Source organism: Mucilaginibacter sp., from assembly GCF_035492695.1.
Taxonomy (GTDB): Bacteria; Bacteroidota; Bacteroidia; order Sphingobacteriales; family Sphingobacteriaceae; genus Mucilaginibacter.
This window is the reverse complement of record NZ_DATJJC010000017.1, coordinates 56,931-83,086: the sequence shown is the minus strand read 5'-3', so window position 1 is coordinate 83,086 and position 26,156 is coordinate 56,931. Positions and strand designations below refer to the sequence as shown.

Annotated in this window: 25 protein-coding genes; 4 read left to right on the top strand and 21 right to left on the bottom strand. The window is 44.4% G+C overall.

Going from position 1 to position 26,156, the window contains the following annotated elements:
• Position 1: 1 nt before the first annotated feature.
• The 19 genes from nuoH to VL525_RS11260 all read right to left on the bottom strand — a co-directional run bounded on the left by nuoH (position 2) and on the right by VL525_RS11260 (position 16,368).
• Positions 2-1,027, bottom strand: a complete 1,026-nt coding sequence (nuoH, locus tag VL525_RS11350; RefSeq protein ID WP_325386546.1) for an NADH-quinone oxidoreductase subunit NuoH — start codon at positions 1,025-1,027, stop codon at positions 2-4.
• A complete protein-coding gene (locus VL525_RS11345; RefSeq protein ID WP_325386544.1) occupies positions 1,027-2,025 on the bottom strand; it encodes a 2Fe-2S iron-sulfur cluster-binding protein in 999 nt (332 codons plus the stop codon). Before VL525_RS11345 ends, nuoH begins: the two co-directional genes overlap by 1 nt.
• 89 nt (positions 2,026-2,114) lie before the next feature.
• Entirely contained in the window at positions 2,115-3,479 is a 1,365-nt protein-coding gene (nuoF, locus tag VL525_RS11340; protein ID WP_325386542.1) for an NADH-quinone oxidoreductase subunit NuoF, read from the bottom strand.
• A 5-nt stretch (positions 3,480-3,484) separates the two neighbouring features.
• Positions 3,485-3,664, bottom strand: coding sequence for a hypothetical protein (locus VL525_RS11335; protein WP_147029753.1), 180 nt, complete (start codon positions 3,662-3,664; stop codon positions 3,485-3,487).
• A 45-nt stretch (positions 3,665-3,709) separates the two neighbouring features.
• Positions 3,710-4,234 carry an NAD(P)H-dependent oxidoreductase subunit E gene (locus VL525_RS11330; protein ID WP_325386539.1) on the bottom strand — a complete coding sequence of 175 codons (525 nt, stop codon included), beginning with the start codon at positions 4,232-4,234 and terminating at the stop codon, positions 3,710-3,712.
• Positions 4,227-5,438 (bottom strand): NADH-quinone oxidoreductase subunit D, encoded by a 1,212-nt coding sequence (locus VL525_RS11325; protein WP_325386537.1) that lies wholly within the window; start codon positions 5,436-5,438, stop codon positions 4,227-4,229. Before VL525_RS11325 ends, VL525_RS11330 begins: the two co-directional genes overlap by 8 nt.
• A gap of 3 nt (positions 5,439-5,441) precedes the next feature.
• On the bottom strand, positions 5,442-5,945 hold the full coding sequence (locus VL525_RS11320) for an NADH-quinone oxidoreductase subunit C (RefSeq protein ID WP_325386535.1): 504 nt from the start codon (positions 5,943-5,945) through the stop codon (positions 5,442-5,444).
• Positions 5,945-6,487 carry an NADH-quinone oxidoreductase subunit B gene (locus VL525_RS11315; protein WP_325386533.1) on the bottom strand — a complete coding sequence of 181 codons (543 nt, stop codon included), beginning with the start codon at positions 6,485-6,487 and terminating at the stop codon, positions 5,945-5,947. The genes VL525_RS11320 and VL525_RS11315 overlap by 1 nt, the downstream gene beginning before the upstream one ends.
• 116 nt (positions 6,488-6,603) lie before the next feature.
• Positions 6,604-6,975, bottom strand: coding sequence for an NADH-quinone oxidoreductase subunit A (locus tag VL525_RS11310; RefSeq protein ID WP_325386532.1), 372 nt, complete (start codon positions 6,973-6,975; stop codon positions 6,604-6,606).
• A 73-nt stretch (positions 6,976-7,048) separates the two neighbouring features.
• On the bottom strand, positions 7,049-8,773 hold the full coding sequence (locus tag VL525_RS11305) for a hypothetical protein (protein ID WP_325386530.1): 1,725 nt from the start codon (positions 8,771-8,773) through the stop codon (positions 7,049-7,051).
• 95 nt (positions 8,774-8,868) lie between these two features.
• Positions 8,869-9,789, bottom strand: a complete 921-nt coding sequence (locus VL525_RS11300) for a substrate-binding domain-containing protein (RefSeq protein WP_325386528.1) — start codon at positions 9,787-9,789, stop codon at positions 8,869-8,871.
• Positions 9,779-10,015, bottom strand: coding sequence for a hypothetical protein (locus VL525_RS11295; RefSeq protein ID WP_325386526.1), 237 nt, complete (start codon positions 10,013-10,015; stop codon positions 9,779-9,781). The genes VL525_RS11300 and VL525_RS11295 overlap by 11 nt, the downstream gene beginning before the upstream one ends.
• Before the next feature lie 5 nt (positions 10,016-10,020).
• Entirely contained in the window at positions 10,021-10,848 is an 828-nt protein-coding gene (locus tag VL525_RS11290) for a TonB family protein (RefSeq protein ID WP_325386524.1), read from the bottom strand.
• A 38-nt stretch (positions 10,849-10,886) separates the two neighbouring features.
• On the bottom strand, positions 10,887-11,426 hold the full coding sequence (locus VL525_RS11285) for a biopolymer transporter ExbD (RefSeq protein WP_325386522.1): 540 nt from the start codon (positions 11,424-11,426) through the stop codon (positions 10,887-10,889).
• 2 nt (positions 11,427-11,428) lie between these two features.
• The gene (locus VL525_RS11280) at positions 11,429-12,037 is read right to left on the bottom strand and encodes a biopolymer transporter ExbD (protein ID WP_325386520.1); all 609 of its coding nucleotides are present in this window, start codon (positions 12,035-12,037) and stop codon (positions 11,429-11,431) included.
• Between the two features lie 98 nt (positions 12,038-12,135).
• Entirely contained in the window at positions 12,136-12,975 is an 840-nt protein-coding gene (locus VL525_RS11275) for a MotA/TolQ/ExbB proton channel family protein (RefSeq protein WP_147029765.1), read from the bottom strand.
• 280 nt (positions 12,976-13,255) lie between these two features.
• Complete coding sequence (gene pckA, locus VL525_RS11270) at positions 13,256-14,860, bottom strand: phosphoenolpyruvate carboxykinase (ATP) (RefSeq protein WP_325386518.1); 1,605 nt, start codon at positions 14,858-14,860, stop codon at positions 13,256-13,258.
• Between the two features lie 233 nt (positions 14,861-15,093).
• The gene (locus tag VL525_RS11265; RefSeq protein ID WP_325386516.1) at positions 15,094-15,441 is read right to left on the bottom strand and encodes a translation initiation factor; all 348 of its coding nucleotides are present in this window, start codon (positions 15,439-15,441) and stop codon (positions 15,094-15,096) included.
• Positions 15,442-15,477: 36 nt separating this feature from the next.
• Positions 15,478-16,368: a diacylglycerol kinase family protein gene (locus tag VL525_RS11260; protein ID WP_325386514.1), complete on the bottom strand. Its 891-nt coding sequence runs from the start codon at positions 16,366-16,368 to the stop codon at positions 15,478-15,480.
• A gap of 233 nt (positions 16,369-16,601) precedes the next feature.
• On the opposite strand from VL525_RS11260, the gene metK reads away from it, so the two are divergent.
• A complete protein-coding gene (gene metK / locus VL525_RS11255) occupies positions 16,602-17,852 on the top strand; it encodes a methionine adenosyltransferase (RefSeq protein WP_325386512.1) in 1,251 nt (416 codons plus the stop codon).
• Between the two features lie 298 nt (positions 17,853-18,150).
• On the opposite strand, the gene VL525_RS11250 is transcribed toward metK, so the two are convergent.
• Together VL525_RS11250 and VL525_RS11245 are read right to left on the bottom strand one after the other, a co-directional pair.
• Positions 18,151-18,579, bottom strand: a complete 429-nt coding sequence (locus VL525_RS11250; protein ID WP_325386510.1) for a hypothetical protein — start codon at positions 18,577-18,579, stop codon at positions 18,151-18,153.
• A gap of 188 nt (positions 18,580-18,767) precedes the next feature.
• On the bottom strand, positions 18,768-18,971 hold the full coding sequence (locus VL525_RS11245) for a YqaE/Pmp3 family membrane protein (RefSeq protein ID WP_325386508.1): 204 nt from the start codon (positions 18,969-18,971) through the stop codon (positions 18,768-18,770).
• A 79-nt stretch (positions 18,972-19,050) separates the two neighbouring features.
• On the opposite strand from VL525_RS11245, the gene VL525_RS11240 reads away from it, so the two are divergent.
• The 3 genes from VL525_RS11240 (at position 19,051) to VL525_RS11230 (ending at position 26,079) form a co-directional block, all read left to right on the top strand.
• Positions 19,051-19,611 carry an NUDIX hydrolase gene (locus VL525_RS11240; protein ID WP_325386506.1) on the top strand — a complete coding sequence of 187 codons (561 nt, stop codon included), beginning with the start codon at positions 19,051-19,053 and terminating at the stop codon, positions 19,609-19,611.
• 217 nt (positions 19,612-19,828) lie between these two features.
• Positions 19,829-22,261, top strand: coding sequence for an ABC transporter permease (locus tag VL525_RS11235; RefSeq protein WP_325386504.1), 2,433 nt, complete (start codon positions 19,829-19,831; stop codon positions 22,259-22,261).
• 131 nt (positions 22,262-22,392) lie between these two features.
• On the top strand, positions 22,393-26,079 hold the full coding sequence (locus tag VL525_RS11230) for an ABC transporter permease (protein ID WP_325386502.1): 3,687 nt from the start codon (positions 22,393-22,395) through the stop codon (positions 26,077-26,079).
• Positions 26,080-26,156 lie beyond the last annotated feature (77 nt).

Genomic DNA, 26,156 nt, shown 5'->3' with positions numbered 1-26,156 from the left:
TTTACTTTATAAAAGTCATCACTATACCCGTTATCACTATGTTGGCTATAGCCAGCGGTATCAAGGTTTTCCATCCAAGGTCCATCAGCTGATCATAACGGAAACGCGGCAAGGTCCAGCGCACCCACATGAAAAAGAAGATAAAGAAGAATATCTTGATGAATAGCGCTGCAACACCCAATATCGTAATCACATTTTCGGAGAAACCTAAACTGTGCATATAAGGAAAATTGTAACCCCCGAAATAAAGCGTCGCCATCACCGCCGATGATATAAACATATTAATGTATTCGGCGAACAGGTAAAAGCCAAGCTTCATGGATGAATATTCGGTATGGTAACCGCCTATCAGTTCTGTTTCGCACTCAGGCAAATCGAACGGCGCACGGTTGGTTTCGGCGAAAGCGCAAACGATGAATATCAAAAAGCCCAAAGGCTGATAAACAATGTTCCAGTGCCACCCATGCTGCTGCGCCGCTATTTCCTTAAGGCTCAATGTACCTGTGGTCATCAGTAAAGCGATGATGGACAAACCCATAGCAATCTCATAGCTGATATTTTGCGATGCCGCTCGTATAGCGCCCAATAACGAATATTTATTGTTCGATGCCCAGCCGCCTATCATAATGCCATACACACCCAACGATACCACGCCGAAAATGTATAGTACACCTACGTTGATATCGGTCACCTGCAGCGGTATCCTGTGGCCTCCTATCACCAAAGTTTCGCCCCAGGGGATAACGGCTGAACCTATACAAGCCGTCATGATTGCCAATGATGGGCCAACGATGAACAGGAACCCGTTAGATGTGGTGGGGATGATCTCCTCCTTCATAAACATCTTTGCCCCGTCGGCCAATGGTTGTAATATACCGAATGGTCCTGCCCGGTTAGGGCCTACCCTATCCTGCAGAAACGCAGCTATTTTACGCTCGGCATAGGTTGAATACATCGCAATCAGGAGGCTGATCAGGAATATGATCACAATCAGGCCGAATTTTATCAATATATCAGTCGTTCCCATTATAAACGTGTCTCCCTTTCAAATTGTTCCTTGTTTGCTTCCTGCAAAAGCGGGTTGGTTTTAACAACCGGCAGCGGGTGCAGCATTTCGTAGTGATTGGCACTTTGTACCGACCAGTTAGCCACTTTGCGCGGCCCTTCGATAACCCAGTCGCTAGTTTTCTTTTTATCGAACCGGCAGGTATTGCAGATAAATTCTTCTACCTCGCCGTAAACATCCTTACGTGCAGTCACACGCAGTACGTCTTCGCCTTTATACCAAAGGGTTACCTTGCCATTGCATTTTTCATGATCGCAATCACGATGTGCCTCAACAGGCTTGGTAAACCAAACGCGGTTTTTAAAGCGGAAGGTCTTGTCGGTTAACGCACCAACCGGGCAAACGTCGATAACATTTCCCGAGAAATCATTGTCAACAGCAGCCTGGATATAAGTAGATATTTCAGAATGATCGCCACGGTTCAATATCCCATGAATACGGTGATCTGTGATCTGATCTGCAGTAAACACACAACGGTAGCACAAAATGCAGCGCGTCATGTGCAACTGTATTTTATCGCCAATATCGATCTTATGGAACGTGCGTCTGTCAAATTCGTAGCGGGTTTTGGCTGCGCCATGTTCAAAGCCAAGGTTTTGCAGATCGCATTCACCGGCCTGGTCGCATATCGGGCAATCCAGAGGGTGGTTGATCAATAACATCTCTACCACACCTTTACGTGCTTCTATCACTTCAGGCGATGTCAGGTTTTGTACTTCCATACCATCCATTACCGTTGTGCGGCACGATGCCACCAGCTTAGGCATAGGGCGCGGGTCCTTTTCCGAGCCTTTGCTAACTTTCACCAAACAGGTACGGCATTTACCGCCGCTGCCTTGCAATTTGGAATAATAGCACATGGCAGGCGGAACAATATCACCACCTATCTGCCTTGCAGCATTAAGGATGGATGTTCCGGGTTCTACCTCAACGGGAATACCGTCTATTGTTACTTTCATTATCTAATTCAAAAGTCAATCTCTATGTTCTTCAATGCAAGCGACGGGTTTGCTTCGTCGTTCCTCATCGCAATGACATAATTTATAAGCTACGCCGCTGTCTCTTCCTTCTTCGGCAATGGATCGGCGTAATGCGCCAACCCGTAATTTCTTGTTGTTGCTTCCGAAGCATGGGTAACATGCCATTCAAATTCGTCCCTGAAATGGCGTATAGCGCTGGCTACCGGCCAGGCTGCCGCGTCACCCAGCGGGCAAATCGTATTTCCTTCAATCTTCTTCGATACATCAACCAACAGGTCCATATCACTCATTTTGCCATGACCATATTCCAGGCGATGTAATACTTTCTCCATCCATCCCGTTCCCTCGCGGCAAGGCGAACATTGTCCGCAGCTTTCGTGATGATAAAACCTGGTAAAGTTCCAGGTATTGCGAACAATACACTGATCTTCGTCAAAAGCGATAAATCCACCTGAACCCATCATGGTGCCACTCACAAATCCGCCATCAGCCAATGACTCGTAGCTCATCAGGCGTGGTTCGTTGTTGATGGTTTTCAGGAAAAGATTGGCAGGAACAATAGGAACAGATGAGCCGCCGGCTACAACAGCCTTAAGCCGTTTACCGTTGGCGATACCGCCGCAATATTCATCAGAGTAAAGGAATTCTTCGCACGATAAGCCAAGATCTATCTCATATACTCCAGGTTTCTTCACATTTCCACCAGCTGAGATCAGTTTGGTGCCCGTGCTACGACCGATACCTATTTTAGCATACTCTTCACCACCATCATTGATGATTGGTACTACAGCCGCAATTGATTCAACATTGTTAACCACCGTTGGACAGCCATACAAACCCGCAATTGCAGGGAAAGGTGGCTTAATACGCGGGTTACCGCGTTTACCTTCCAGTGATTCCAGTAAAGCCGTTTCTTCTCCGCAAATGTAGGCGCCGCCACCCGGCTGAACGTACAGTTCCAGATCGTAACCGGTGCCTAATATATTTTTGCCTAAAAATCCAGCGTTTTTTGCTTCCGCGATAGCTCTTTCAAGTATGCGTATCTGCGGCATCATCTCGCCGCGAACATAGATGTATGATGTATTGGCGCCCAGCGCAAAACTGGAAACGATCATCCCCTCTATTAATAAGTGAGGGATATACGTCATCAAATAGCGGTCCTTGAAAGTGCCCGGCTCCGATTCGTCCGCATTACATACCAGGTAACGGGCCACCCCTTCGGGTTTTGCCAGGAAGCTCCATTTCATACCGGTAGGGAAACCGGCACCGCCGCGGCCACGCAAGCCCGACCTCTTCACTTCCTCCACTATAGCATCCGGGGTAAGCGTTTTAAGCGCCTTTTCAACCGAGGCGTAGCCACCTTTTTTGCGGTAAACATCAAAGGTATTGATGCCGGGTACGTTGATATGTTCTAATAATAATTTGCGTCCCATTGCTATTAAAATATCTTTTTGGTTATATGGTAATAATTAACATGCCTGATAACGCAGGTTGCGAATGCTGCAATAAGCAACGGAACCAGTATCACCGGATACTCCTGCAAGTCGCCGCGCTGGTAAGAAACCGCCAGCACGATAACAAATAAGGTATCCGCTATAATGAGACTTGTCCTGCTCATGTTAATGTACCTATGTCGTAATATATTTTCCAGGTGACGTTTTTTTTAATTGTTCGCCTTTGCTTTCAGATCACCGATCAATTTATCAACCGATTCATTGGTTAGGTTCTCATAAAATGTATATTCAGGGCCTATTTGTAATACCGGTCCGAAACCGCAGGCAGCCAGGCATTCTACACCTCTCCAACTGAATAACCCATCCGGTGTTACTTCACCTTCTTTTACTCCGAGTTTCTCTTCGATGTGGTCCATTATCTTTTCGGCGCCTACCAAACAACAGGGACCAGTACGGCATACCTCCAGCACATATTTGCCCTGCGGGCGCATAAAGTACATGGTATAAAAAGTAGCTACTTCGTACACTTCAATAGGTTGCAGATTGAGGTATTCGGCCACTTTGTCCATTGCAGGTGAGCTGAGCCAGCCATATTCGGCCTGCACCAAATGCAGTATCGGCAGCAAACCTGATTTTTGTTTTCCCTTTGGATAACGGCTTACAATTTCATCAAACTGTTTTACCAAAGCCGGTGAAAATTCAACCGGAGCGCCTGTATCTTCTACTTTAAGCATCTAATTCTCCGGCTATAACATTTAAACTACTCATATTAATTATCGCATCTGAAAGCAGCATGCCACGGCTCATTGGCGCATACATCGAATAATTGATGAAGCTTGGCCTGCGGAAGTGTAAACGGTACGGCGAACGCCCGCCGTCATTTACCAGGTAAAATCCAATTTCCCCATTTCCGCCTTCAACAGCGTGGTAAACTTCGGCACGCGGTGTATCTATCTCTCCCATCACTATTTTAAAATGATAGATAAGCGCTTCCATGTTGTTATACACTTCTTCTTTTGACGGCAGGTAGAACTCAGGTACATCGGCATGGAAAATATCCGATGGCTCCTTCTCTATTTTAGCCAATGATTGCTCTATCATGCGCAGGCTCTGCCACATTTCGGCATTACGCACTAAAAAGCGGTTGTAAACGTCGCCATTGCTGCCTACAGGAACCTCGAACTCCAAATCGTCATAAGAGCAATAAGGCTCCATGGCCCGAACGTCATAATCAACACCCGTAGCGCGCAATATCGGTCCACTCCAGCTGTAATTTAAGGCGTCCTCCTGGGTAACTGCGGCAACATCACGGGTACGGTCTATAAATATGCGGTTACGGGTAAGCAATGCTTCAAACTCCCTTAATACCGGGGGAAAGTTTTTCAAAAACTTACGCAGTTTTGCAAAAGCGATATGGTTGAAATTTCGCTCAAAACCGCCTATGCGGCCGATATTTGTTGTTAGGCGCGAGCCACATATCTCTTCATATATTTCATAAATGGCTTCGCGGTATTCCATCACGTAGAAAAAGCCCGCAGTTGCACCTGTATCAACACCCAGTACGCTGTTGCAGATCAGGTGATCGGCGATGCGCGCCAGTTCCATAATGATGATGCGCATATAATCCACCCTTTTCGGGGTTTGGATACCCAGCAGTTTTTCCACCGTCATGTGCCAACCCATATTATTGATTGGCGACGAGCAGTAGTTCATCCTGTCGGTAAGCGGTGTTATTTGGTAAAAAGGCCGGTGTTCGGCAATTTTTTCAAATGCACGGTGTATATAGCCTATGGTTGATACGCCGCTTACAATACGTTCGCCATCCAACTGCAGCACGTTTTGGAACACACCATGAGTGGCAGGGTGTGTGGGCCCTAAGTTGAGCGTGGAAAGCTCGGTTTGCGGATCATTATCATCCAAAAGCAGATGCGTCTTCATCTTCTATCTTCCAAAAAAGTAATCTCGTTTATCAACACGGTTCGGGTCCTCAAGCGGGAATTCTTTCCGCATCGGGAAAACCGTCATGTCATCTACGTTCAATATCCTGCGCAGATCAGGGTGGCCGTCGAATATCACACCGAAAAAATCATAGGTTTCACGTTCCATCCAGTTAGCGCCGTTCCAAAGCACCGTAGCGGTGGGCACGTGTACATCGCTATCGGCAACAAACACTTTTATGCGAACACGTACATTGTTTACCAGGCTATGGAGATGATAGATCACACCTATCGGCTTTTCACGTTCAGGATAATGGATACCTGTAAGATCTGATAAGTATATGAACTGCAGCTTAGGATCGGTCTTTAAAAAAGTAAGCAGCTCAATTACCTTTTCGCGGCTGGTCTCGAAGGTCAGCAGACCAAAAGGTTCGGAGATTTCCGTTACATCAGCCTCAAATTTGGCCTTAATACTGGTCAGTAGTTCTTCGTTGGTTATTTTGCCCATTATTGTATGCCGTATGATGCCAATAATTTCTGGTATTCAGGGGTATCCCTTCTGCGCAATGATTCCGTTTGCACCAATTTCTGTATCTGCATAAAGCCATCTATTACAGCTTCTGGTCTTGGGGGACAACCGGGGATATATACATCTACCGGTATTATCTCATCAATTCCCTGTAATACCGAATAGGTATCAAAAATGCCACCACTGCAGGCACAAGCACCCATGGATAATACCCAGCGCGGTTCGGCCATTTGCAAATATACCTGCCTTAAAACAGGACCCATCTTTTTTGATATTGTACCCATCACCATCAGCAGGTCGGCCTGGCGGGGAGAAAAACTTAAACGCTCTGCACCAAATCTTGCCAAATCGTAGTGGGGAGACATGGTAGCCATAAATTCGATACCACAGCAGGAGGTTGCAAAGGGTAGCGGCCACAATGAATAAGAGCGCGCCAAACCCATTACCTTATCAATTGATGTGGCGAAAAATCCTGCACCTTCTACGCCAGGCGGCGCGTCAACGATTTGAATATCACTCATCTTTTTTAAATAAATAATGTCACTTGCTATGCAAATAACCTCACAAATTTACAACAATTAACCTTGTAAAAAATACACCAAGACGGCGGGTCAACGTATTTAGAATCAATCTAAACTTAATCCCAATCCAGTGCGCCCTTTTTAATTACGTAAATAAAGCCCAGTAAAAGTGTTCCCATAAAAATGAACATCTCGATCATGCCCTGCCTGCCTAATTCTTTGAAATTGACAGCCCAGGGATACATAAATATCACTTCCACATCGAATAAAACGAACAGGATCGCTACCAGGAAATATTTGATGGACATAGGGGTGCGGGCGTTTCCTATAACCTCGATACCCGACTCAAATGTCGCCAGTTTATCACTGGTTTTACGCTTAGGCCCAAGTTTATGGGTAAAAAACATGGTGGTAACCACAAACCCTACAGCCACTATCATCTGGAAGATGATGGGCAAAAAATTTACAGGCAAACTTTGTACTTCCATGGTGCAAATATACTAACGCATGGGTAATAAAAAAGCCCCTTTAGGGGCTTTTAATGTTTTAATCAGACAAACGTTATTTGCTTTTCGCTCCGCCTTTACGTTTAAAGTACTCCGTAGCCTGTTTATTGGTTGGGTCAAGCTCCTTTGCCTTGGTATAGTTCTCCGCGGCTTTGGCCTGGTCCTTTTCTTTAAATTCATAATAGCTTCCCAGGTAATCGTATGCATCAATCAATCCCCTCTTTTCGTCATCGCTTGGTGTAGCCTTGGCGCTCATTGCTGTTATAAATTGCTCGTAATACGGTTTCGCCAAACCTTTGATATTGTTACGGTCACCGTCCTTTAAGTCGTTTACACGGGCACGATAAAGTATAACGATCGGCGGCGGAGTAGAAGCTTTATGCTGAATATAGCTTAATGCTGAGTCAGCTTTATTCAAAACAGTAGTATCCGGCTTATTTGGATTTACCGAAAAATAATAGCTGATACCTTCTTTCAAATAATCATTTAAAGTAACCTGGCGGCCTCCTTTTTCAATGAAAACCGCATAAGCGTCGCCAGCTTGCCCGTATTTTCTCTTAGACCATAAGGTATTGGCAATTTCACCATAAACGTCTGTAGCAGACGAATCCAAAGTAAGTGCTTTACGTAATGTAGCAATACCTACAGAATCCTGGCCACTCGCAATTTGTATACGTCCGTAATATAGATAGTCGCGTGGTATTAAACGCTTGGGATCCGCTTTGGTCATCCATGTAGTTCCAGCTTGAAGGCCTGCTGGATAATCTTTGTTTTCCGCAGCTGCGTACATTAAATAACGATACACGCGCAAGTTTGTGCCGGCCGATTTGGTAAGATCCGTTGCTACCTGTTGCAAAGTCTGGTAATCACCGGCATTGATCAGGAAGTCGGCATAACGCATTTGCGATTCAACCGAGTTATCGGTTAAGCTCAAATATTTTTTGTAATGGTCAACGGCCTCTTTGATCTTTTCCGAAGCTTTGGCCGGTACAGTGTGAGCCCAGCGATAGTCTGTTTCCGCCCATTCGCGGTAAGCCGGACCATAATTAGGATCTTTCGTTAATGCCTGTTTAAACTGCTCTTCGGCACCGTCAAAATTATCTGCATATTTCCACAGTACCCCTAACGCTACATACGTAGCAGGTGATTGCGGGTCAAGCGTTTGCGCCGTTGAGAAATCAGTATAAGCGTCATTGCTTTTTAGCAACAATCGGTTTGCCTCGCCCCTGGTCATAAATAGCTCAGGATCTGTTGGCGCTGGTTCGGCATGTTTATCTTTTTTTGATTTTTCGGCACTCGCAACAGCGCCTTTATTTAATACATCAAGTGCAGCAGTTGCCTCAGCGGGTGTTACCTTTCCGTTTTGGTCGGGCAGTAAATAACCCTTCGCAATGTATACGTAAGGCTTACTGTCTTTACCTGCAAGGGAAATAGCCTGGGAAAAGTCTGTTGATGCGCCCGACTGATCCTTATCCAAACGGGCCACTGTACCCAAACCAGCATAATTAAGCGCCGATTTAGGATTGATATTCAATCCCTTCTGGAAAAGTGCTTTTGCTGAATCGGGATAATCTTGTTTCAGGTATACCCAACCCAGGTAAAAATAGTTCTCGTCCTTGGTAGGCTCGGTAACCGTCAGGTTCTTCAGCATCGATTTGGCTTTCTGATATTGTTCAGCGCCAATCGCTTTCTTTGCATCAGCAAGGCTTTGGGCAAAAACTGATGAGCCTGTGAATAACAAGCCTAACCCGGCTACAGCTATTTTTTTGATAATCTTCATCGTAGTTTGTTTTTCTTAATTGACCTAAACAATTATACTATTGATATTCAAAATCGTTCAAAGTTTAGTTCAGATTGTAATCGCTATATAATAATTTAAAATTTGTTACTATGTATGCTTATTTCCCGTTCGGGCAGTATTGCGGGCAAAAGCCCCGATCTAAGTATTATACGCTGACCCTTATCTCCTGCAATAAAAAGTTCAAGACCCATGCCCAGGCCTTTTCTACCTGTGCAATTAACAACGTATAAACTACGTTGCAACGGATATTGTTTTAGAAATAAAGTTGTTTGCGATGGCTTGTAATATTGGTTTGGTGTTTTGCTATTCTCATCTTTCACCGCAAGGATCCTTACTTTTTTTGCGGCATCTGCGTAATCGGCATCCGGGTCATCGAGCCAGCTAAAGCCGGTGATCCCTATTGCGCCCGGATTCTTACTAACGTATTCTATTACCTCTTTATTCGATTTTAAAGCATATATATTTTTTTGCTTGAACTCGTTTTGGCCCGAGAGCTGCTTCAGATAACGTACCAAACTCGAATTTGGGTTATCAAAAACAATGCTCCTGTCTGTGTTTGCTTCCCCGCGCAACATTTTCTTTATTTCCGTAACTGATGTCGCGGTATCAGCCGAACTCTCATTAACGATGATCGCAATAGCGTCGCTGGCAAATTTGGTAGTCACCGTAGGGAGGTTATGCTGCGTTATGACACTTTTCTCGTCCGGCGTCAAATCTCTTGACAACAATGCAAATCTTACACTGTCAGCAAGTAAAAGCTTTACGGCTTCGTTTTCCGATTTATAAATAGGGATCGGATTTGCATCGGGGTTATCATTTTTGAAAACATACAACTCCTGGGCGACGATCGGCTCGAATGAATCGTCCGAAACGAACTGCAATGACCCCGAAGTATATGTATCATTATAATTTTTGGCAGGCGTTGCCCTTTTACAGGCGCTAAATGCTGATAAAAAAACAACTCCAAAAAGTAGCAGTGACAAATTACTCCTCATCCGGTTCCACTTTAAAAAAACGTAAAAAACGTATCACACTGTAGATCAAAAGTAAGGATGCTAATGTTATCCTCTCTCCAGCCGGCATGTTAAGCATGCTGATCAGTTTTTCCCAAACCAGTATCATCAGGCCCAGGGCAAAACAGGCAATAAATGTGACTAAGCCTAAAATAAACAGAAACCGCTTTTGGGGCGATTTCTGCTTAAGTGAAAATTTATAAGGCATTGATCTTACTGATCTTCTTGCTGTAATGTAAAACTGATCGGCACGTTATACTGTACACGAACAGGGCGACCATTTTGTATCCCCGGTCTCCATTTAGGGGCATTTTGCAATACACGTACTGCTTCCTGGTCGCAACCGCTGCCGATACCTCGTATTACTTTTACATCGGTAAGCGAGCCGTCTTTCTCAACAACGAACTGCATAAATACCTTTCCCTGTACGTTGTTTTCTTTAGCAACCGCAGGGTACCGAATGTTATTGCCAAGATATTTGTAGAATGCCGCCATACCACCGGCAGGTGTCGGTTCTTGCTCCACAGCGGTAAATATCTTATTCGGGTCTTCCTCGGTAACCTGTTTCACATCTGAGTTACCTACCGGCTCATCGATCTTGATGTCGGCGTTAGGGTCACCCTTAATGTTTTTTTGGCCTGGGTCGGCAACCTCCAGTTCTTTTACCGTTGGCGGCTGTTCCTTAACCTCGTTATCAGGCTTAACCACCGGAGGCGGGAATTTCACCTGGTCAACCTTCGGCTTTGGCGGCTCGGGCGGCGGTGGTGGTGGTTTTTGTTTATTTACCGGGGGTGGTGGCTGAAGCACCACAGGAACGATTTTCACCTTTTCCTCTTTTTTGGGTATAAAACCCGCAATAAGGTTGATAATTGTTGGCAATGAAATAACAAAAACAAACGACAGCACGCCAATTAAAAGAGCTTTGCTGGTGTTACTACCATTTTGCTTCCTTAGCTCGTAAGCGCCATAGTTTTTGTTTCTGTCGGTAAAGACAACATCTATCCATTCCTGCTTTAAAATATCTAATTTTTGTCCTAACATGTTTTAAAGCTTTAATTTTAAACGTTAATTATAATTTCTTAGTACAGGCCGTCTTTCTTCAATAATCCGATCTCAATCGGCGTAATATCTACTACGCCCATACTTTTAATACCTGCAATATTGATCTCATCCATCATGTTCACAAAATCCTTATAAGTCGATTTATCACTTGGTTTTACCAGTACGATCATGTAGTTGTCCGGCCCCTGGTGTGTTTCCTCGATCTTCTTGTTTTGTTCTATCAATGTTTTGCGGATGCCATCCTTTCCGAAATTATCAACCGTTGGGGCCGATTTTCCCGGTGCACCAATGTACCATTCCAATTTGTTATTGCTTCCAAGCAAAACAGTCATCGTCCTGGTTTCAGGTACAGGCAATTGCACATCCTTCTTACTTTTGTCGGGCATAACCATATCCATCGCCTTTGGCTTGGCCAAAGTGGTGGTCATGATGAAGAATGTGATCAGCAGGAAAGCCAGGTCAACCATTGCCGTAAGGTCAATACGTGTCGAAGCTTTCTTACTTCTTATCTTCCCGCCTTTATGTTTCCCCCCACCGGAGGTATCTAATTCTGCCATGTCTATTTACCTTTAAGCGATGTGATTAAACTAAATCTGTTAACTCCCTGCTTTTGTAAAACGTCTACCACACTTTTGTAAGCAGGGTACTCGTCCTTTGCATTGCCTTTGATTGCAAAACGCAACTCCAGGTTTTTCAGGTTACGGGTTACAATACGGGCCTGGTATATCCAGGTTGCCAGTTCGCTGTTCGCGGTGCTGTCAACCGGTATTCCCGGAGCCGGAAAGGTTTTACGCTGCTCCTCGTCTAAGTTAATATATTGCCTTAATTGGCTCATCGGCACGCCGAATGTAGGGATCACCGAAAAACGCTGCTCTTCTTCGGGGGTAAAGGGGATTTTATATTGCTTTCCCATTTCCTCCAATAACGCTTTACGAATGTCTGTACCCTCGATACCGAAGAATACTTTACCCTGGCCAACGGTGAGTGTAGAAAGGTTGTCATCAGGCACAACCTGCGTAACAGTTGAAGCCGGTATATCCACGTGCAGCGGATCTTCCGTCCTCAATTTTGCTGTTAATATGAAAAAGGTAAGCAAAAGGAAGGCTACGTCGCACATAGCCGTCATATCCATTGCCGTGCTTTTCCTGGGAACTTTTATCCTCGCCATGATTTGAAAAATTTAAAAAATAAATTAGTGTTTTAATTGATTCTGAACATCTCCGTTTAGGTAAACCTTATAACGGAAAAATAAGCACTAAAGTATTTTTATCTTTTTGCTGCGTGTGAAGCGCCAAATGTTTGTACAATGCTGAAACCAGTCTCGTCGATAGCGTAGGTCAGCTTATCAATTTTTGACGTAAAGAAGTTGTACAAAATAATCGATGAAGCAGATGTCGAAATACCCAAAGCTGTATTGATCAACGCTTCAGAGATACTGGTTGACAGTTCGGAAGTATTAGGAGCGCCAGATGCTGCCAGCGTAGCGAAGGCCTTGATCATACCCAATACAGTACCTAACAGACCGAACAATGTACCGATAGATACCAATGTTGCAATGATGGTTAGGTTTTGCTCAAGCATTGGCATTTCCAAAGCTGTTGCTTCTTCAATTTCTTTTTGGATCGCCAGGGTTTTCTGATCAACGGTCAGGTGATCATCAACTTCCATTTCGCGGTATTTTTTCAGACCGGCTTTGATAACATTGGCAACTGAACCTTTTTGTTTGTCGCATTCAGCGTTTGCGCCGTCGATGTTACCTGCATTAAGCAAAGAAGTGATCTTACGTACAAAGGTATCGACACTGCCTGTACCTGCTGCCTTGCTGATAACGATAGCCCGCTCGATAGAGAAAACGATTACCATCAAAACGAATGACATGATGACAGGAACCAGGTAGCCCCCTCTGTGTACTGTGCCGAAAACGTCCATTTTTTGTGCGTGCTCTACGTCACCTCCCGCGTAGTGGCTCGGATCGCCCAGGATAAAGACGAAAATTGCAATGCCGACAAGGAGACAGATAGGAATCGCTAATAAAGCGAACATACTTGATGCTCCGGAGCTTTCTTTCTTTACTGGAGTAGTTGGTTTTGTTGGTGCGGTTGCCATTACTTTTAGTTTTTTGTTTAGTTTTTGTTTATAATAATGTTAATTAATGTGCTGTGCGAAAAGCGGATAACAAAATTAGAATTTTAATGATATAAAAAAACTTTTTATGCTATTCTTTATAATTATTTAATGCAAAAGTTGGTTTTCGCTTATAAAGCGTAAATGTACCAACGTTATAAAACAAAAAAATTGCCTTTACTACAGACAATTTTTTACAATGAAAAATAAATTTTTCTTAAATCGCAAGCAATCACCAATAAAAAACCAATTAAAACTGTAACTACACTGATACACAAACCGACGGCCCGGCGCTAATTACCTGTGTGTCACAGCGCCCGGCATACTTTTCAAAATTTCGCGCAAACTCGTTGGCCAGGTGGCAGGCTTTGTCATCGTACGCCTCACGGTCGGCCCAGGTATTTCGTGGATTGAGCATGTGTTCGGGCACACCGGGGCAAGTAACGGGCATCTGAAGGTTAAACTGTGGGTGCTCCTGGTAATGCACGCTGTCAAGTTCTCCGTTTATTGCGGCGGTTATCATGGACCGGGTATATTTAAGCTTCATTCGCTTGCCGGTACCGTACGCCCCCCCTGTCCAGCCGGTATTTACCAACCAAACATTCACGTTATGCTGCTCCAGCTTTTTGCCGAGCAGGCTGGCATATACAACGGGATTCAGTGGTAAAAACGCCTCACCGAAACATGGCGAAAAGGTCGCTTTGGGCTCAGATATACCCGTTTCGGTACCTGCAACTTTAGCCGTATAACCCGAGATGAAATAATACATGGCCTGGGCATTTGTCAGTTTAGCTATCGGCGGCAAAATACCGAATGCATCGGCCGTAAGCAGAAAAATATTTTTCGGCGACGATCCAAGCGATGGCGTCACGGCGTTTTCAACATCGTATAAAGGGTATGCAACACGGGTGTTTTCTGTCTTATCTATATCGGCAAAATTGACTATGCGCGTACCCGGCATAAAATTTATATTCTCCAGCAGCGAACCAAAGCGGATGGCGTTATATATCTGTGGCTCCCTTTCGCGGGTAAGCCCGACACATTTGGCGTAGCAGCCGCCTTCTATATTGAATACGGTATAGTCACTCCAGCCGTGCTCGTCGTCACCGATAAGGCTGCGTTCCGGGTCGGCCGAAAGGGTTGTTTTTCCCGTGCCCGACAATCCAAAAAATATCGCAGTATCACCCCTGTCACCCACATTGGCCGAACAATGCATGGACAACACCTTCTTGTCGTGGGGGAGGATGAAGTTAAGCACCGAAAAAATGCCTTTTTTAATTTCGCCTGTATAACCTGTACCTCCTATCAATATGATTTTCCGGCTGAAATTGATAATGGAAAAATTATGCTGCCGGGTGCCATCTGTTGCAGCATCGGCTTTGAAACCAGGGGCTGCGATAACCGTCCATTCAGGACTACCCGAAGGATCGATCACATCGGGCCGTCTGAATAAATGATGAGCAAAAAGATTTTGATAGGCAGTTTCGGTAACAACCCGCACATCCATGTGGTATTTCTCATTGGCACATACTGATGAATCGCGCACAAATATGTCGCGTTCAGCAAGATAGTCTGATACCTTATTATATAAGGCATCAAATTTTTCGCGACTAAATGGAATATTAATATCTCCCCACCATACTGCTCCGTGTGTTATAATATCATCCACGATAAACCTGTCCTTTGGCGACCGGCCTGTAAATTCACCGGTGTCAACGGCCAATGCTCCATTTTCGGCAAGCACACCTTCATTTCTTTTTAATGCTTCCTCCACCAACCGGGCCGGCGATAATTGAAAAAAAACATTCTTCGCCCGATCCAGGCGCAGGTACGCCAGATCAGGTGTTCTGTTAGTAACACTTCTCATTTGAATAATTTGCTTTTTACGGTAACGAACTTACCATGAACATTGCTGTCATTTTTTGTTTAAATCATGGCGATTCCGTTAAATCGGTTAAATTGGTTGGTGCAAAAATCCGACTTTAAAGCAAGCGAAACAAGAAAATTTTAATAATTTTTTTACAATATGTAAAAAATACACTATATATAAATATTTGAAATACAGTTATTTAAGATAGTGTATAGGAAATTATTGTTACACTAACCTCCAGCCTTTTTTGCTTTATACCCATCTGCCTGGAGCAGGGTTAATATCCTGTCGCGGAAGTCGCCCTGTATCAAAATTTCCCCATTTTTAACCGAACCGCCCACCCCACACTTTGTTTTGAGCTGTTTCCCGATAGCCTCAAGGTCGGCATCTTTACCTACAAAATCGGCAACACGGGTAACCACTTTTCCACCACCTTTCCGGTCGAGGTAAATTTTAAGGTTTTGCTGTTGAGGCGGCAATGTTGAAGCGGCATAGCCTGTATCACCATTATATTGATAATCAGGATCGGTTGAAAACACGATCCCGGAAAAGTCATTCAATTTCTTTTTTCCAGTCATTGGTCAATGGTAATTGGCGTTCCAGTCCGTCTAAATTCAAGCTGATTTAAAATGTTCCCCCGTAATAATTTTTAACGCTCCCGGCTCGACATTTATTTCCAGGTCGGCGCCCATTATTTGTGGCTCCCCGTCGAGGTGAACCGGACCATCCTGCGCTCGTTTTATAACGATATGCTTCCCCCTGATGATCTCTACGTATTTCGACTTATCAGCCGTTTTGTTAAACATCCTGATCCCCATCGCCGGAAATTTATATAATGGAAAATGTTTAATTATACACACATCCAGCAGACCGTCCTGTACCGAGGCATGGGGCGATACATGGGCGTTATTACCGTATTGGGAAGAATTGGCTAAACTGAGCATAAAAGCCTCCCGTTCATATTTTATCCCATCTATTTCCAGTTGATAATGCTCTCCTTTGTAACTATTTATCTCGCGGAAGGACGACCTGATATAAGCGCCAAAACCACGGGTCTTGTCATGCGAAAATACTTCAGCAATATGCGCGTCAAAACCCATGCCCGCCATATTAAAAAACCATTGCCTGTTCAGCTTACCTGCATCTATAGCCTCCACATGTTTTGCGTTCAGGTTCCTGATGGCTTTTTCCGTATCCATAGGTATTTCCAAAAAACGCGACAACCCGTTACCCGACCCAAAGGGGATAATACCCAGTACAGCTTCCGTTCCGGCGATGGATGAGGCGATCTCGTTAATTGTACCATCACCGCCAACAGCAATGATGTATTCGTATTCCCCTACACCATTCTTAGCAAGCTTACTACCATGGAAGGCTCTGTTCGTAAAAACAATAGTGGGCTCGAAAAGGCTGGTATCGAGGTTTTTCTCTATCAACGACGGCACCTGGTCCTTCTTCTTACCTCCCGAGATCGGGTTAATTATAAATAAAGCTTTACTTTTCAAGCAATTGTAATTTTAGCCGTCAAAAGTAGCCCTATTTTCGGCTTTGTGAAAAATTGTTTTATTTTTGCTCACTGAAAGTGGACTGATTTGATGTTACGGCCCAATTATTGCACAAGGAGGCGTGACTGGATTGCAACCACGTAAAAAAGTGCTAAAACCGTGCCTCTTTTTTCACCCGCGATCCGTATAAATTGCTTTCATTTTTTAATTTAAAACATTAACGAAAAACATTTATGCCTTACTTATTTACATCAGAATCCGTTTCAGAAGGACATCCGGATAAAGTTGCAGACCAAATATCGGACGCGCTTATTGATAATTTTTTAGCATTTGATGCGGACTCAAAAGTAGCATGCGAAACGCTCGTAACAACAGGCCAGGTAATATTGGCAGGCGAAGTGAAATCGAAAGCCTATCTGGACGTGCAAAAAATAGCGCGTGAAGTTATCAACAAGATAGGCTACACGAAAGGCGATTATATGTTTGACGGCAGTTCATGCGGTGTACTTTCTGCCATTCACGAACAATCGCCCGACATTAACCAGGGGGTTGACCGCTCTGCGAAAGAAGAACAAGGTGCCGGCGATCAGGGTATGATGTTTGGCTATGCCACCAGTGAAACAGACAATTACATGCCACTCGCATTGGATATCGCTCATGCGTTATTGATTGAACTGGCAGCTATCCGCCGGGAAAATAACGAGATCAAATATCTTCGCCCCGATGCAAAATCGCAGGTAACATTGGAATATAGCGATAACAATCAGCCCACACGTATTGACGCTATTGTGATATCAACTCAGCATGACGATTTCGACGAAGAACAGGCCATGCTGAAGAAAATCAGCGACGATATCATTGGTATCCTAATCCCAAGGGTTAAAGCCAAATATGCAAAATACGCCCATTTTTTTAACGATAACATCAAATACCATATCAATCCTACCGGTAAATTCGTCATAGGCGGTCCACACGGCGACACCGGGTTAACCGGCCGTAAAATCATCGTAGATACCTATGGAGGTAAAGGCGCGCATGGTGGCGGTGCATTTTCGGGAAAAGACCCTTCAAAAGTTGACCGCTCTGCTGCTTATGCTACACGTCATATTGCTAAAAACCTGGTTGCTGCCGGGGTTTGCAGCGAAGCACTTGTGCAGGTATCATATGCCATAGGTGTAGCAAAACCGATGGGAATTTACGTAAATACCTATGGCACGGCCTCGGTTGATCTCCATGATGGTGAGATCGCGAAAAAAGTTGAGTCCATATTCAACATGACGCCATACGCCATTGAGACGCGTTTTAAATTACGCAACCCTATATACAGCGAAACTGCTGCTTATGGACACTTTGGAAGGCCCAATGAAACTGTTACCAAATATTTCACAGGGCACGATGGTCAGACGCTGAAGCGGGAAGTGGAATTGTTCACTTGGGAAAAGCTGGACTATGTAGATAAGGTAAAGGAAGCTTTCGGCTTATAATTACGGTTTAAAAAACAAATCATTGTGGCGATGGGTCTTACTTATCGCCATTTTTATTGCAATCTGCTACAAAATAGTAAATCCCGGCCTCTCGCGTTGCCGGGATGTTTACTTACTACCGTGATAGGGTTTTACAGCATTAGCTTTTACGTTGCTCTTTTTCGATATGTTTTACGTTTTAGCTGAATTATCTAAAATCTGACAGATTCGTCAGCAGCCACTCCTTTTATGAATAGTTTGTGAACATCGGTGTACGCCACTTCTGAAAATTGAAATAAAATTATGAGCCTACCAGGTGTTATTGCAAAATAACCGAATTAAAAAAACTGTCCCAGCCTTCTGTCGGGGAACCATCGGGTCTTATGGTTGATAAACTGTATAGTTTATTACCAATAAGCACCATAAACATATCATAAACCTGTTTTTTCGAGTCGACGCCAGTTGAAGTATAACTGGAGAATCCCTTCCACGTGCCGATCTTGAAATCATCAAAAGTTACGTCAGGCAGGCTTTGGGCCATTCCAACCTTCAGTTGTGCCGTAAATTCCGGCGTGTTTTTTATGGGGGCGAGAGCAACAGAGTCAACATTGGCAACTTGGACAAAATCCATAACTGTCAATAGATATGCTATATCATCCTTGTCTTTGGCGGCAAATGTACCTGCAACCACTTCCGCCGTGTCTGAGGGAAATTTTACCGAAATGCGTTCGTCAGCTTTATGATCCACCCAACCAGTTTAGGCACTGGCGACAGTCATTGCAAGCAAGCATGTCATAACCAGGCAAAGGGTTCTTTTCATATCATAAATATAAAAAAATAAGCTGAATTACAATAGATTAGAAAAAATGATCAACTTTTATTTAAGCCCAAATGGATTATTTATTGCGTGAGCTGCAATAAAATCAAACAGGCCACTTAATACCTGCCGCTTCTTCGCACTGCACGTATCATCTGCCGGTGACGCCTTTCCTCATAATAATCGTTGGTTACCAAAATGGCATGGATCACGCCAGGTATCCATAAGCAAATAGTAAGGATGCAGCTGAGTATAAACGCGCCTATGCGGCCTGTGGTGAGCACAGCAAGCGGTGTAAATATGATACAGAGAAAGTAACGCATAACAATATTTGGATGATAGCCCACCGATAAAGTTACAACATTGCAAATTTATTTTCATACGGCTTGCTACATTTGCGATATGCATCATCCCGAAGAAAATCCCTGGCAAATAGTCTCTGAAAAAGATGTTTATGATAATCAATGGATCGGCCTCACCGAATACCAGGTCATTAACCCATCAGGCAATCCAGGTATTTACGGTAAAGTGCGTTTCAAAAATACTGCTATTGGTGTTTTGCCATTGGATGAAGAAATGAATACCTACCTGGTGGGCCAGTACCGTTTCCCATTGAGCCAATATAGCTGGGAGATACCCGAGGGCGGCGGCCCGCTTGGCACCTCCCCCCTTGATTCCGCCAAACGCGAATTGCTGGAAGAGACGGGGTTAAAAGCAGGTAGCTGGACCGAATTGCAGCGGATGCACCTTTCCAATTCAGTTAGCGACGAGTTATGCATCATTTACCTGGCACGTGAACTTAAGCAATTTGAAGCAGAGCCAGAGGATACGGAACAACTTGTCATTAAAAAAATACCGTTTGAGGAGGCTTACCGGATGGTGACCGATGGCAGCATAACTGATGCCATTACCGTGGCTGCCATTTTACGATTGAGAGTAATGATCCTGGAAAACGAACTGTAGTTGGGGAGGTAACCCACTTTAAGCTGTTGCACTCTACCTCATAATCGCACACAAGCTGTATCAAAACCGGACAGGAAATTTTCAAAAAATGGTCGCAAAATACTGAATAACAACCAGATAACTGTTTGGCACTTATTTGGCGAACGCTACTCAAAGTGTTCCGAATTAAAGGTACATGCAACCACCAATGAACATGTGAACCATTGAAATGCAAACCATGATCAAAAGTTATCTCAAAACCGCCCTTCGTTTTTTGCTGAAAAACAAGACATTCAGCTTTATTAATATTATCGGTCTTGCTACCGGCACCCTTTGCTGCCTGTATATATTGTTGTATGTGCAAGACCAATATAGCTATGATAAACATCACAACGACGCTAAAGATATTTACCGCGTTACATCATCGCTTCAAATCACCGGCGATAAGCACAACAATTCGACCGCGTCGCCGCCAATCGCACCGGCCATTAAGAACGATTTCCCAGAAGTGGCTCAGTTTACACGCCTGATACCGACGGGTTTGCTTGGTAACAGCAAAAACCTGGTGAAATTCAAAGAGAAATCTTTTTACGAAAAAGACCTGGTGTATGTCGATTCTACATTCTTCGACGTATTCACTTATCATTTTGTATACGGTAAAAACACATCCGACCTGCTTGCGCAACCCTATTCTCTTGTGCTTTTGAAACCCGTTTCCGACAAATTATTTGGTAATACCGATCCGGTAGGCAAAGTTATTACAATTGATAACGGCTTCGGCAAACACGATTTTAAAATAGCCGGAGTAGTGGATGAAAGTCTTGGGAAAACCAGCATTAAAGCCAACCTATTTGTGACCATGCGCAGCGGGGGCTTTGGCCAGTTTGTATTGGATAATACTGCGTGGGCGGGTTATAACCTCGCATGCTCGTACATCAAATTGCGCCCGGGAGCAAGTGCAACAGCGCTTGAGAAGAAGCTTCCGGATTTCCTGAACAAGCACGGCGCACAGCAATTGAAAGCCCTCGGCATGGCCAAAGTGTTGCATCTGCAGCCTATTACCTCTGTTCACACCACTACCGGCTACGAAGTTGAATTAAGCAAAACGATAAGTCCCTCGCTGCTTTATATTTTAGCGCTGATAGCCGTCATGATACAGTTGATAGCCTGCATCAATTTCATGAACCTTTCTACCGCACGGGCGTCAAAACGTGCCAAAGAGGTGGGGGTGCGTAAAGTTGTAGGAGCCGGCCGGGGCGATCTAATCAGGCAATTCCTGGGCGAATCGTTTTTGCTGTCGCTAATAGGTGTAATACTGGCTATTCCGTTGATGTATATTGCGCTGCCATATCTAAATCAAATTACCAATACCGACATACAATTTTCTTTCCTCAACCATTACAGTATCTGGGTGATGCTTATTGCCGTTGTTTTTGTTACAGGCGTAGTTGCAGGCAGTTACCCCGCTTTTTACCTTTCAGCTTTCGAGGCCATTAAAGTGATGAAGGGCAATTTCACCAGCCAGATCTCTGCTTCGGGTATTCGGCGGTCGCTGGTGGTATTCCAATTTGTACTTTCCATAATACTTATAACGGGTATTATCATCATTTACAGCCAGCTAAACTATATTAAAAATAAAGATCTGGGTTTTGATAAAAGCCAAAGGCTTATATTCAGTTTCTACACCGGTGATACCCAGCAAAAAATGACTGCTTTCGCCAATGATCTTCAGCAATTGTCAGATGTAAAAGCGGTAAGCCGTTCGAATAATTACCTCAGCCAGTTTGTTGGGCGGGATCACGGGGTTTACCTTGCGGGAGGCAACGGCGCCAATGCTATTGATGCACAGAACATGGATACCGACGAAAAATTCATCAAGGCTAACGGCATCAAGATCATCAGTGGCCGCGACTTCAGGGTAAAGGATACTTTAAAAACGCTTATTAACGAAACATTATGCAAAAGGCTTGGCCTCGATCCTGCCAAAGCTCCTGGAACAAGATTATACAGCCAATATCTTAACGGACCGGTTTCTTATGTCGACGTGATCGGGGTGATGAAAGACTTTAATTATAATTCGCTGCATGGCGAAGTACGTCCATTTATGCTGTTTTACAACGGCGACCCGAATGCATTCTCGTTTATAACAGTGGCTACTGCCAGTAAAGATTATAAAACTACGCTTAGCCATATAGAATCTGTTTGGCAAAAGGATTTGCCGGGTGTACCTTTTGAGTATTCCTTTTTGGACGAAGAAGTGCAAAAGCAATATGAGGCCGAGATAAGCCTGTCGCAGATCATCAACTCATTCACAATAATGGCCATCCTGATCTCGTGCCTCGGATTATTTGGCCTGGCTGCCTTCAGCGCCGAGCAGCGCCAAAAGGAAATTGGTATCCGCAAGGTACTGGGAGCCAGTGTTGCCGGCGTTGTTGGTTTGCTTTCTAAAGAATTTGTGAAACTGGTTGCTATCTCTTTCATCATTGCCACGCCGGTTGCCTGGTGGGCCATGAGCAAGTGGTTGCAGGCTTTTGCGTATAAGATCACCATTACCTGGTGGATGTTTGCCATAGCAGGGGCGTTATCTATTTTGATCGCGCTGGTAACCGTAAGCTTCCAGGCCATTAAGGCAGCATTGGCTAACCCGGTGAAGAGTTTGCGGAGCGAGTGATTTGTGAGTAGTTAGCCGGTAATTAGGCATTAATAATCAGGGACTGCGTTTAGGAATTAGGATTTTGTATTTTAGAAAAAAATAAAATCTTTCCGCTAATTAGTGGAGAGCATCCAGGAGGGGACTTTTATTTGAACCCATATACGTTCCATATCAGCCTGTACGACCTGGCTTTCCTGGTAATTATACCCGTCGGGTTGACTTTTGCATTATTGTTATGGTTTACCCGAAAGTCCCGGGGCGCAAACCGGTTTCTTGCATTAGCCCTGGGCATCGCTATGCTGTCCATTGCCCGGATACTATGTATCGACATCAGGCTTGGGACATACATCCCTAACTGGAGCCGGCTGCCGCTGCAATTTTCGCTGGCGTTGGGTCCTCTCATCTATTTTTACGTACGAAAAATAACACACCCGGATTATAAAATCAGACGCAGCGACCTGCTGCATTTTAGTCCGTTGGTGCTGCAGTCCGGCGCTTACGTTTTAGAGATCGAAGAGCGTATAAAAGCAGGTACCTCCGTTTATGATACGTTGATCATTCAGCAATTGAACCGCGGCTTGCAGTTGCTAACTTTCATTTCTGTTGTTATTTATCTATATCGGTGCCTCACGCTGATCGAACGCTTTTATCGAAAGTTGAAATTTAATGGTGGCGACCGGTACCGTTATGAACTGCAGTGGCTGCATAAGTCACTGACAGGTTTCGGTTTGTTGTGGTTGTTGTGGATACCTTTTACAGCGGTTGATTATTTTTACTACCATTACAAATGGGGCGCTCAGAATTATTATCCCTTATACCTCCTTTTGGGGGCAACGATCATTTGGATGGCTGTTAGCGCCTTTGTAAGGCCGGAAGTTGATTCACCGGCAACTACAACACCAGTTTTAAAACCATTACCACCGGCCGAACTAAAGCAAAAAGGCATCTGGTTGAAGAAGGTAGTTAAGGAAAGCCGCTATTACCAGGACCCGGAGCTCAGTTTAAGTTCGCTTGCTAAAAAGCTCGGTCTGCATACGCATGAATTATCCCGGATCATCAACACGGTGCTCAGAAAAAGCTTCAGCGATTTTATTAATGAATACCGTGTTACGGAGGTTGTGCATAAAATGCAGGAGCCTGCTTATGACCATTTAACATTGATGGGCATTGCCTACGATTGCGGCTTTAACTCAAAAAGTGCCTTCCACCGGATCTTTAAGGAGCGGACAGGTAAAAGCCCGGCAGAGTATAAAGCCAATCTGAAAAAAGAACTCCCACTTTATAACATAGGACAACAACCTCGGTTTGCAACAATAATTTCGTACCAGGGAACCACAACAATGTGGGCCAATGATAAATTAAATCGCAATTATATGTTCAGGAGTTATTTTAAGATCGCATACCGGGGCATTTTAAAGCATAAGCTTTTTACGCTTATCAATGTTATCGGCTTATCTATCGGCATAAGCGCGGCGCTGGTTATTTACCTTATCGTACATTTCGACCTTACTTTTGATAAATTTCATAAGGATGGCGACCGTATTTACAGGGTAGTAACTAATTTTTCGTTCCAGGGGTCACCCGGCAATAATGCTGGTGTCTGCGGACCATTGCCATGGGCCGTTAAAACCCAGGTGACCGGACTACAGCAGGTTGCACCCATTTTCAGGTTATTTCAACCGAACGTAGTTATTCCCAATGGAAGTAAGGAGTCAGCCCGTTTTAAGTTACAGGATAATGTCATCGTAGCCGACGGCGATTATTTTAAATTGTTCGAATACAAATGGCTCGCCGGTTCTGCATCATCCGCATTGGCAGCGCCTTACCAGGTGGTATTAACTTCTGAACAGGCCGAAAAATATTTCCCCGGCACCAGTTACGACCAAATGCTTGGGCGAACTGTGATTTACGATACTTTAAAAACCACGGTAAGCGGTATCGTTCAAACCGTCAAACAAAACACCGATCTTATTTTTAATGATTTCATTTCTTTCCCTACCGCTTTTTCGAATCCGTCCATCAAAGAGCAATTGCGCTTGAATAACTGGGGCGGTACAAGTCCCGAGTACCAGCTTTTTGTAAAATTGGCGCCGCAAACCGCTACGACAGGTATTGAACGGCAGTTGAACGATATCATGAAAAAAAATTACAAAACCAGGCCTGGCGTGACAGAGACATTTGCTTTGCAACCACTGGCCGACATCCATTTCAATAACCTTTACGGAACTTTTAACGGTCGGGTGGCGGATAAAACGACATTGCTCGAATTATCCGGCATTGCTTTATTCCTGTTATTGCTTGGCTGTATCAACTTTATCAATTTGACAACCGCACAATCGGCACAAAGGGCCAAAGAGATCGGCATCCGCAAAACTATGGGCAGCACCCGCAGGCAATTGGTATTACAGTTTTTGAGTGAAACATTCCTTGTTACCCTGGTAGCCGTCATCATATCAGCAGCGATGGCCCCGGTGATACTGAAATTATTTGCCGGCTTTATTCCGGCAGGTGTAAATGCCAACCTGTTCAGCCAACCGGGTATACTTTTATTCCTGGCTTTGCTGACGGTGGTTGTAAGCCTGCTATCCGGCTTTTACCCGGCCCTTGTGCTATCAGGTTACAAGCCCGTGTCGGTACTTAAAAACCAAACACAAAGTAATAGTAACAAAACCCGGAGCGCTATGCTGCGTAAATCCTTAACGGTAACTCAATTCGCTATCGCCCAGTTTTTTATTATGGCGACTATCCTGGTGAGTAAGCAGGTTTACTATGCGATCCACAAAGATCTTGGTTTTAAAAAAGATGCTATCCTGATCGTCAATTCGCCCTGGAAAAACAGGCAGGAGCGGTTGAACGAGGTACTTCTGAACAAGTTCAGGGCCATTCCGCAGATCCAACTCATAAGTATGGGGCGCGACGCACCGGCTGCGGGCGACCTGTTTTCGACCGAGGCCACTTATAACGATGGAAAAAAAGAGATCAAATTGGAAAATTTTGGTGTGAGGTTCGGCGACGAGAACTACATCAAAGTTTATCATATTAAATTATTAACGGGCCGTAACCTGATGCCCGGCGACACTTCAAAAGCACTCCTGATCAACAACACGCTGGCTAAGCAGCTCGGCTTTAAAACACCGCAGGATGCTGTCGGCAAAGTGATCAGTAAATATAACGGCAATGCCGGTGATATGCAGATAGCCGGCGTGGTGGCCGATTTTAATGCGGAATCCGTACATGCTGCCATTGCACCGGTAGCCATCATGACCAGCACCAACTTTTATTTTAATGGCACATTCCACATCGCGTTGAAACCGCAAACCGCAAACGGCGATGAATGGAAAACTGCCATTGCATCAATGAAAAAAGCCTGGAAGCAGATCTACCCCGAAGATGATTTTGAATACAGCTTTTTTGACGAAAGCATTGCCCGGTTATATGCTAACGAGCAACATACTTCGGCCTTATTAACCTGGGCCACCGGTTTGTCTATATTGATAAGCTGTCTGGGGTTGCTCGGGCTTGCTATTTACACTACCACGCAACGCACTAAAGAGATAGGCGTACGCAAGGTGCTGGGCGCTTCGGTTGCACAAATAGCTACACTGCTCTCAGCCGAACTGGTATGGCTCATTGTGCTGGCATTTGTGATCATAAGTCCGATAGCCTGGTATGCTATGAACAAATGGATGCAGGGCTTTGCCGACCAAACAGCTATAAGTTGGTGGATATTTGCTATAAGCGGAGCGGGCATGCTGCTTACCGCATTATTCACATCTGGTTTTCAAACCATCAAAGCGGCGTTGGCTAATCCGGTAAAAAGTCTGAGGAGTGAATAAGTTGATTGGGTTGGTCAGCCTTCAAGCTGATCAACGATTTTACTCATTCAACTTAATCAACTAACTGTTAACTTTAC

Coding starts and splice junctions, on each gene's coding strand:
- nuoH (WP_325386546.1), bottom strand. CDS start 1,027: ATGGGAACGACTGATATATTGATAAAATTCGGCCTGATTGTGATCATA.
- VL525_RS11345 (WP_325386544.1), bottom strand. CDS start 2,025: ATGAAAGTAACAATAGACGGTATTCCCGTTGAGGTAGAACCCGGAACA.
- nuoF (WP_325386542.1), bottom strand. CDS start 3,479: ATGGGACGCAAATTATTATTAGAACATATCAACGTACCCGGCATCAAT.
- VL525_RS11335 (WP_147029753.1), bottom strand. CDS start 3,664: ATGAGCAGGACAAGTCTCATTATAGCGGATACCTTATTTGTTATCGTG.
- VL525_RS11330 (WP_325386539.1), bottom strand. CDS start 4,234: ATGCTTAAAGTAGAAGATACAGGCGCTCCGGTTGAATTTTCACCGGCT.
- VL525_RS11325 (WP_325386537.1), bottom strand. CDS start 5,438: ATGAAGACGCATCTGCTTTTGGATGATAATGATCCGCAAACCGAGCTT.
- VL525_RS11320 (WP_325386535.1), bottom strand. CDS start 5,945: ATGGGCAAAATAACCAACGAAGAACTACTGACCAGTATTAAGGCCAAA.
- VL525_RS11315 (WP_325386533.1), bottom strand. CDS start 6,487: ATGAGTGATATTCAAATCGTTGACGCGCCGCCTGGCGTAGAAGGTGCA.
- VL525_RS11310 (WP_325386532.1), bottom strand. CDS start 6,975: ATGGAAGTACAAAGTTTGCCTGTAAATTTTTTGCCCATCATCTTCCAG.
- VL525_RS11305 (WP_325386530.1), bottom strand. CDS start 8,773: ATGAAGATTATCAAAAAAATAGCTGTAGCCGGGTTAGGCTTGTTATTC.
- VL525_RS11300 (WP_325386528.1), bottom strand. CDS start 9,789: ATGAGGAGTAATTTGTCACTGCTACTTTTTGGAGTTGTTTTTTTATCA.
- VL525_RS11295 (WP_325386526.1), bottom strand. CDS start 10,015: ATGCCTTATAAATTTTCACTTAAGCAGAAATCGCCCCAAAAGCGGTTT.
- VL525_RS11290 (WP_325386524.1), bottom strand. CDS start 10,848: ATGTTAGGACAAAAATTAGATATTTTAAAGCAGGAATGGATAGATGTT.
- VL525_RS11285 (WP_325386522.1), bottom strand. CDS start 11,426: ATGGCAGAATTAGATACCTCCGGTGGGGGGAAACATAAAGGCGGGAAG.
- VL525_RS11280 (WP_325386520.1), bottom strand. CDS start 12,037: ATGGCGAGGATAAAAGTTCCCAGGAAAAGCACGGCAATGGATATGACG.
- VL525_RS11275 (WP_147029765.1), bottom strand. CDS start 12,975: ATGGCAACCGCACCAACAAAACCAACTACTCCAGTAAAGAAAGAAAGC.
- pckA (WP_325386518.1), bottom strand. CDS start 14,860: ATGAGAAGTGTTACTAACAGAACACCTGATCTGGCGTACCTGCGCCTG.
- VL525_RS11265 (WP_325386516.1), bottom strand. CDS start 15,441: ATGACTGGAAAAAAGAAATTGAATGACTTTTCCGGGATCGTGTTTTCA.
- metK (WP_325386512.1), top strand. CDS start 16,602: ATGCCTTACTTATTTACATCAGAATCCGTTTCAGAAGGACATCCGGAT.
- VL525_RS11245 (WP_325386508.1), bottom strand. CDS start 18,971: ATGCGTTACTTTCTCTGTATCATATTTACACCGCTTGCTGTGCTCACC.
- VL525_RS11240 (WP_325386506.1), top strand. CDS start 19,051: ATGCATCATCCCGAAGAAAATCCCTGGCAAATAGTCTCTGAAAAAGAT.
- VL525_RS11235 (WP_325386504.1), top strand. CDS start 19,829: ATGATCAAAAGTTATCTCAAAACCGCCCTTCGTTTTTTGCTGAAAAAC.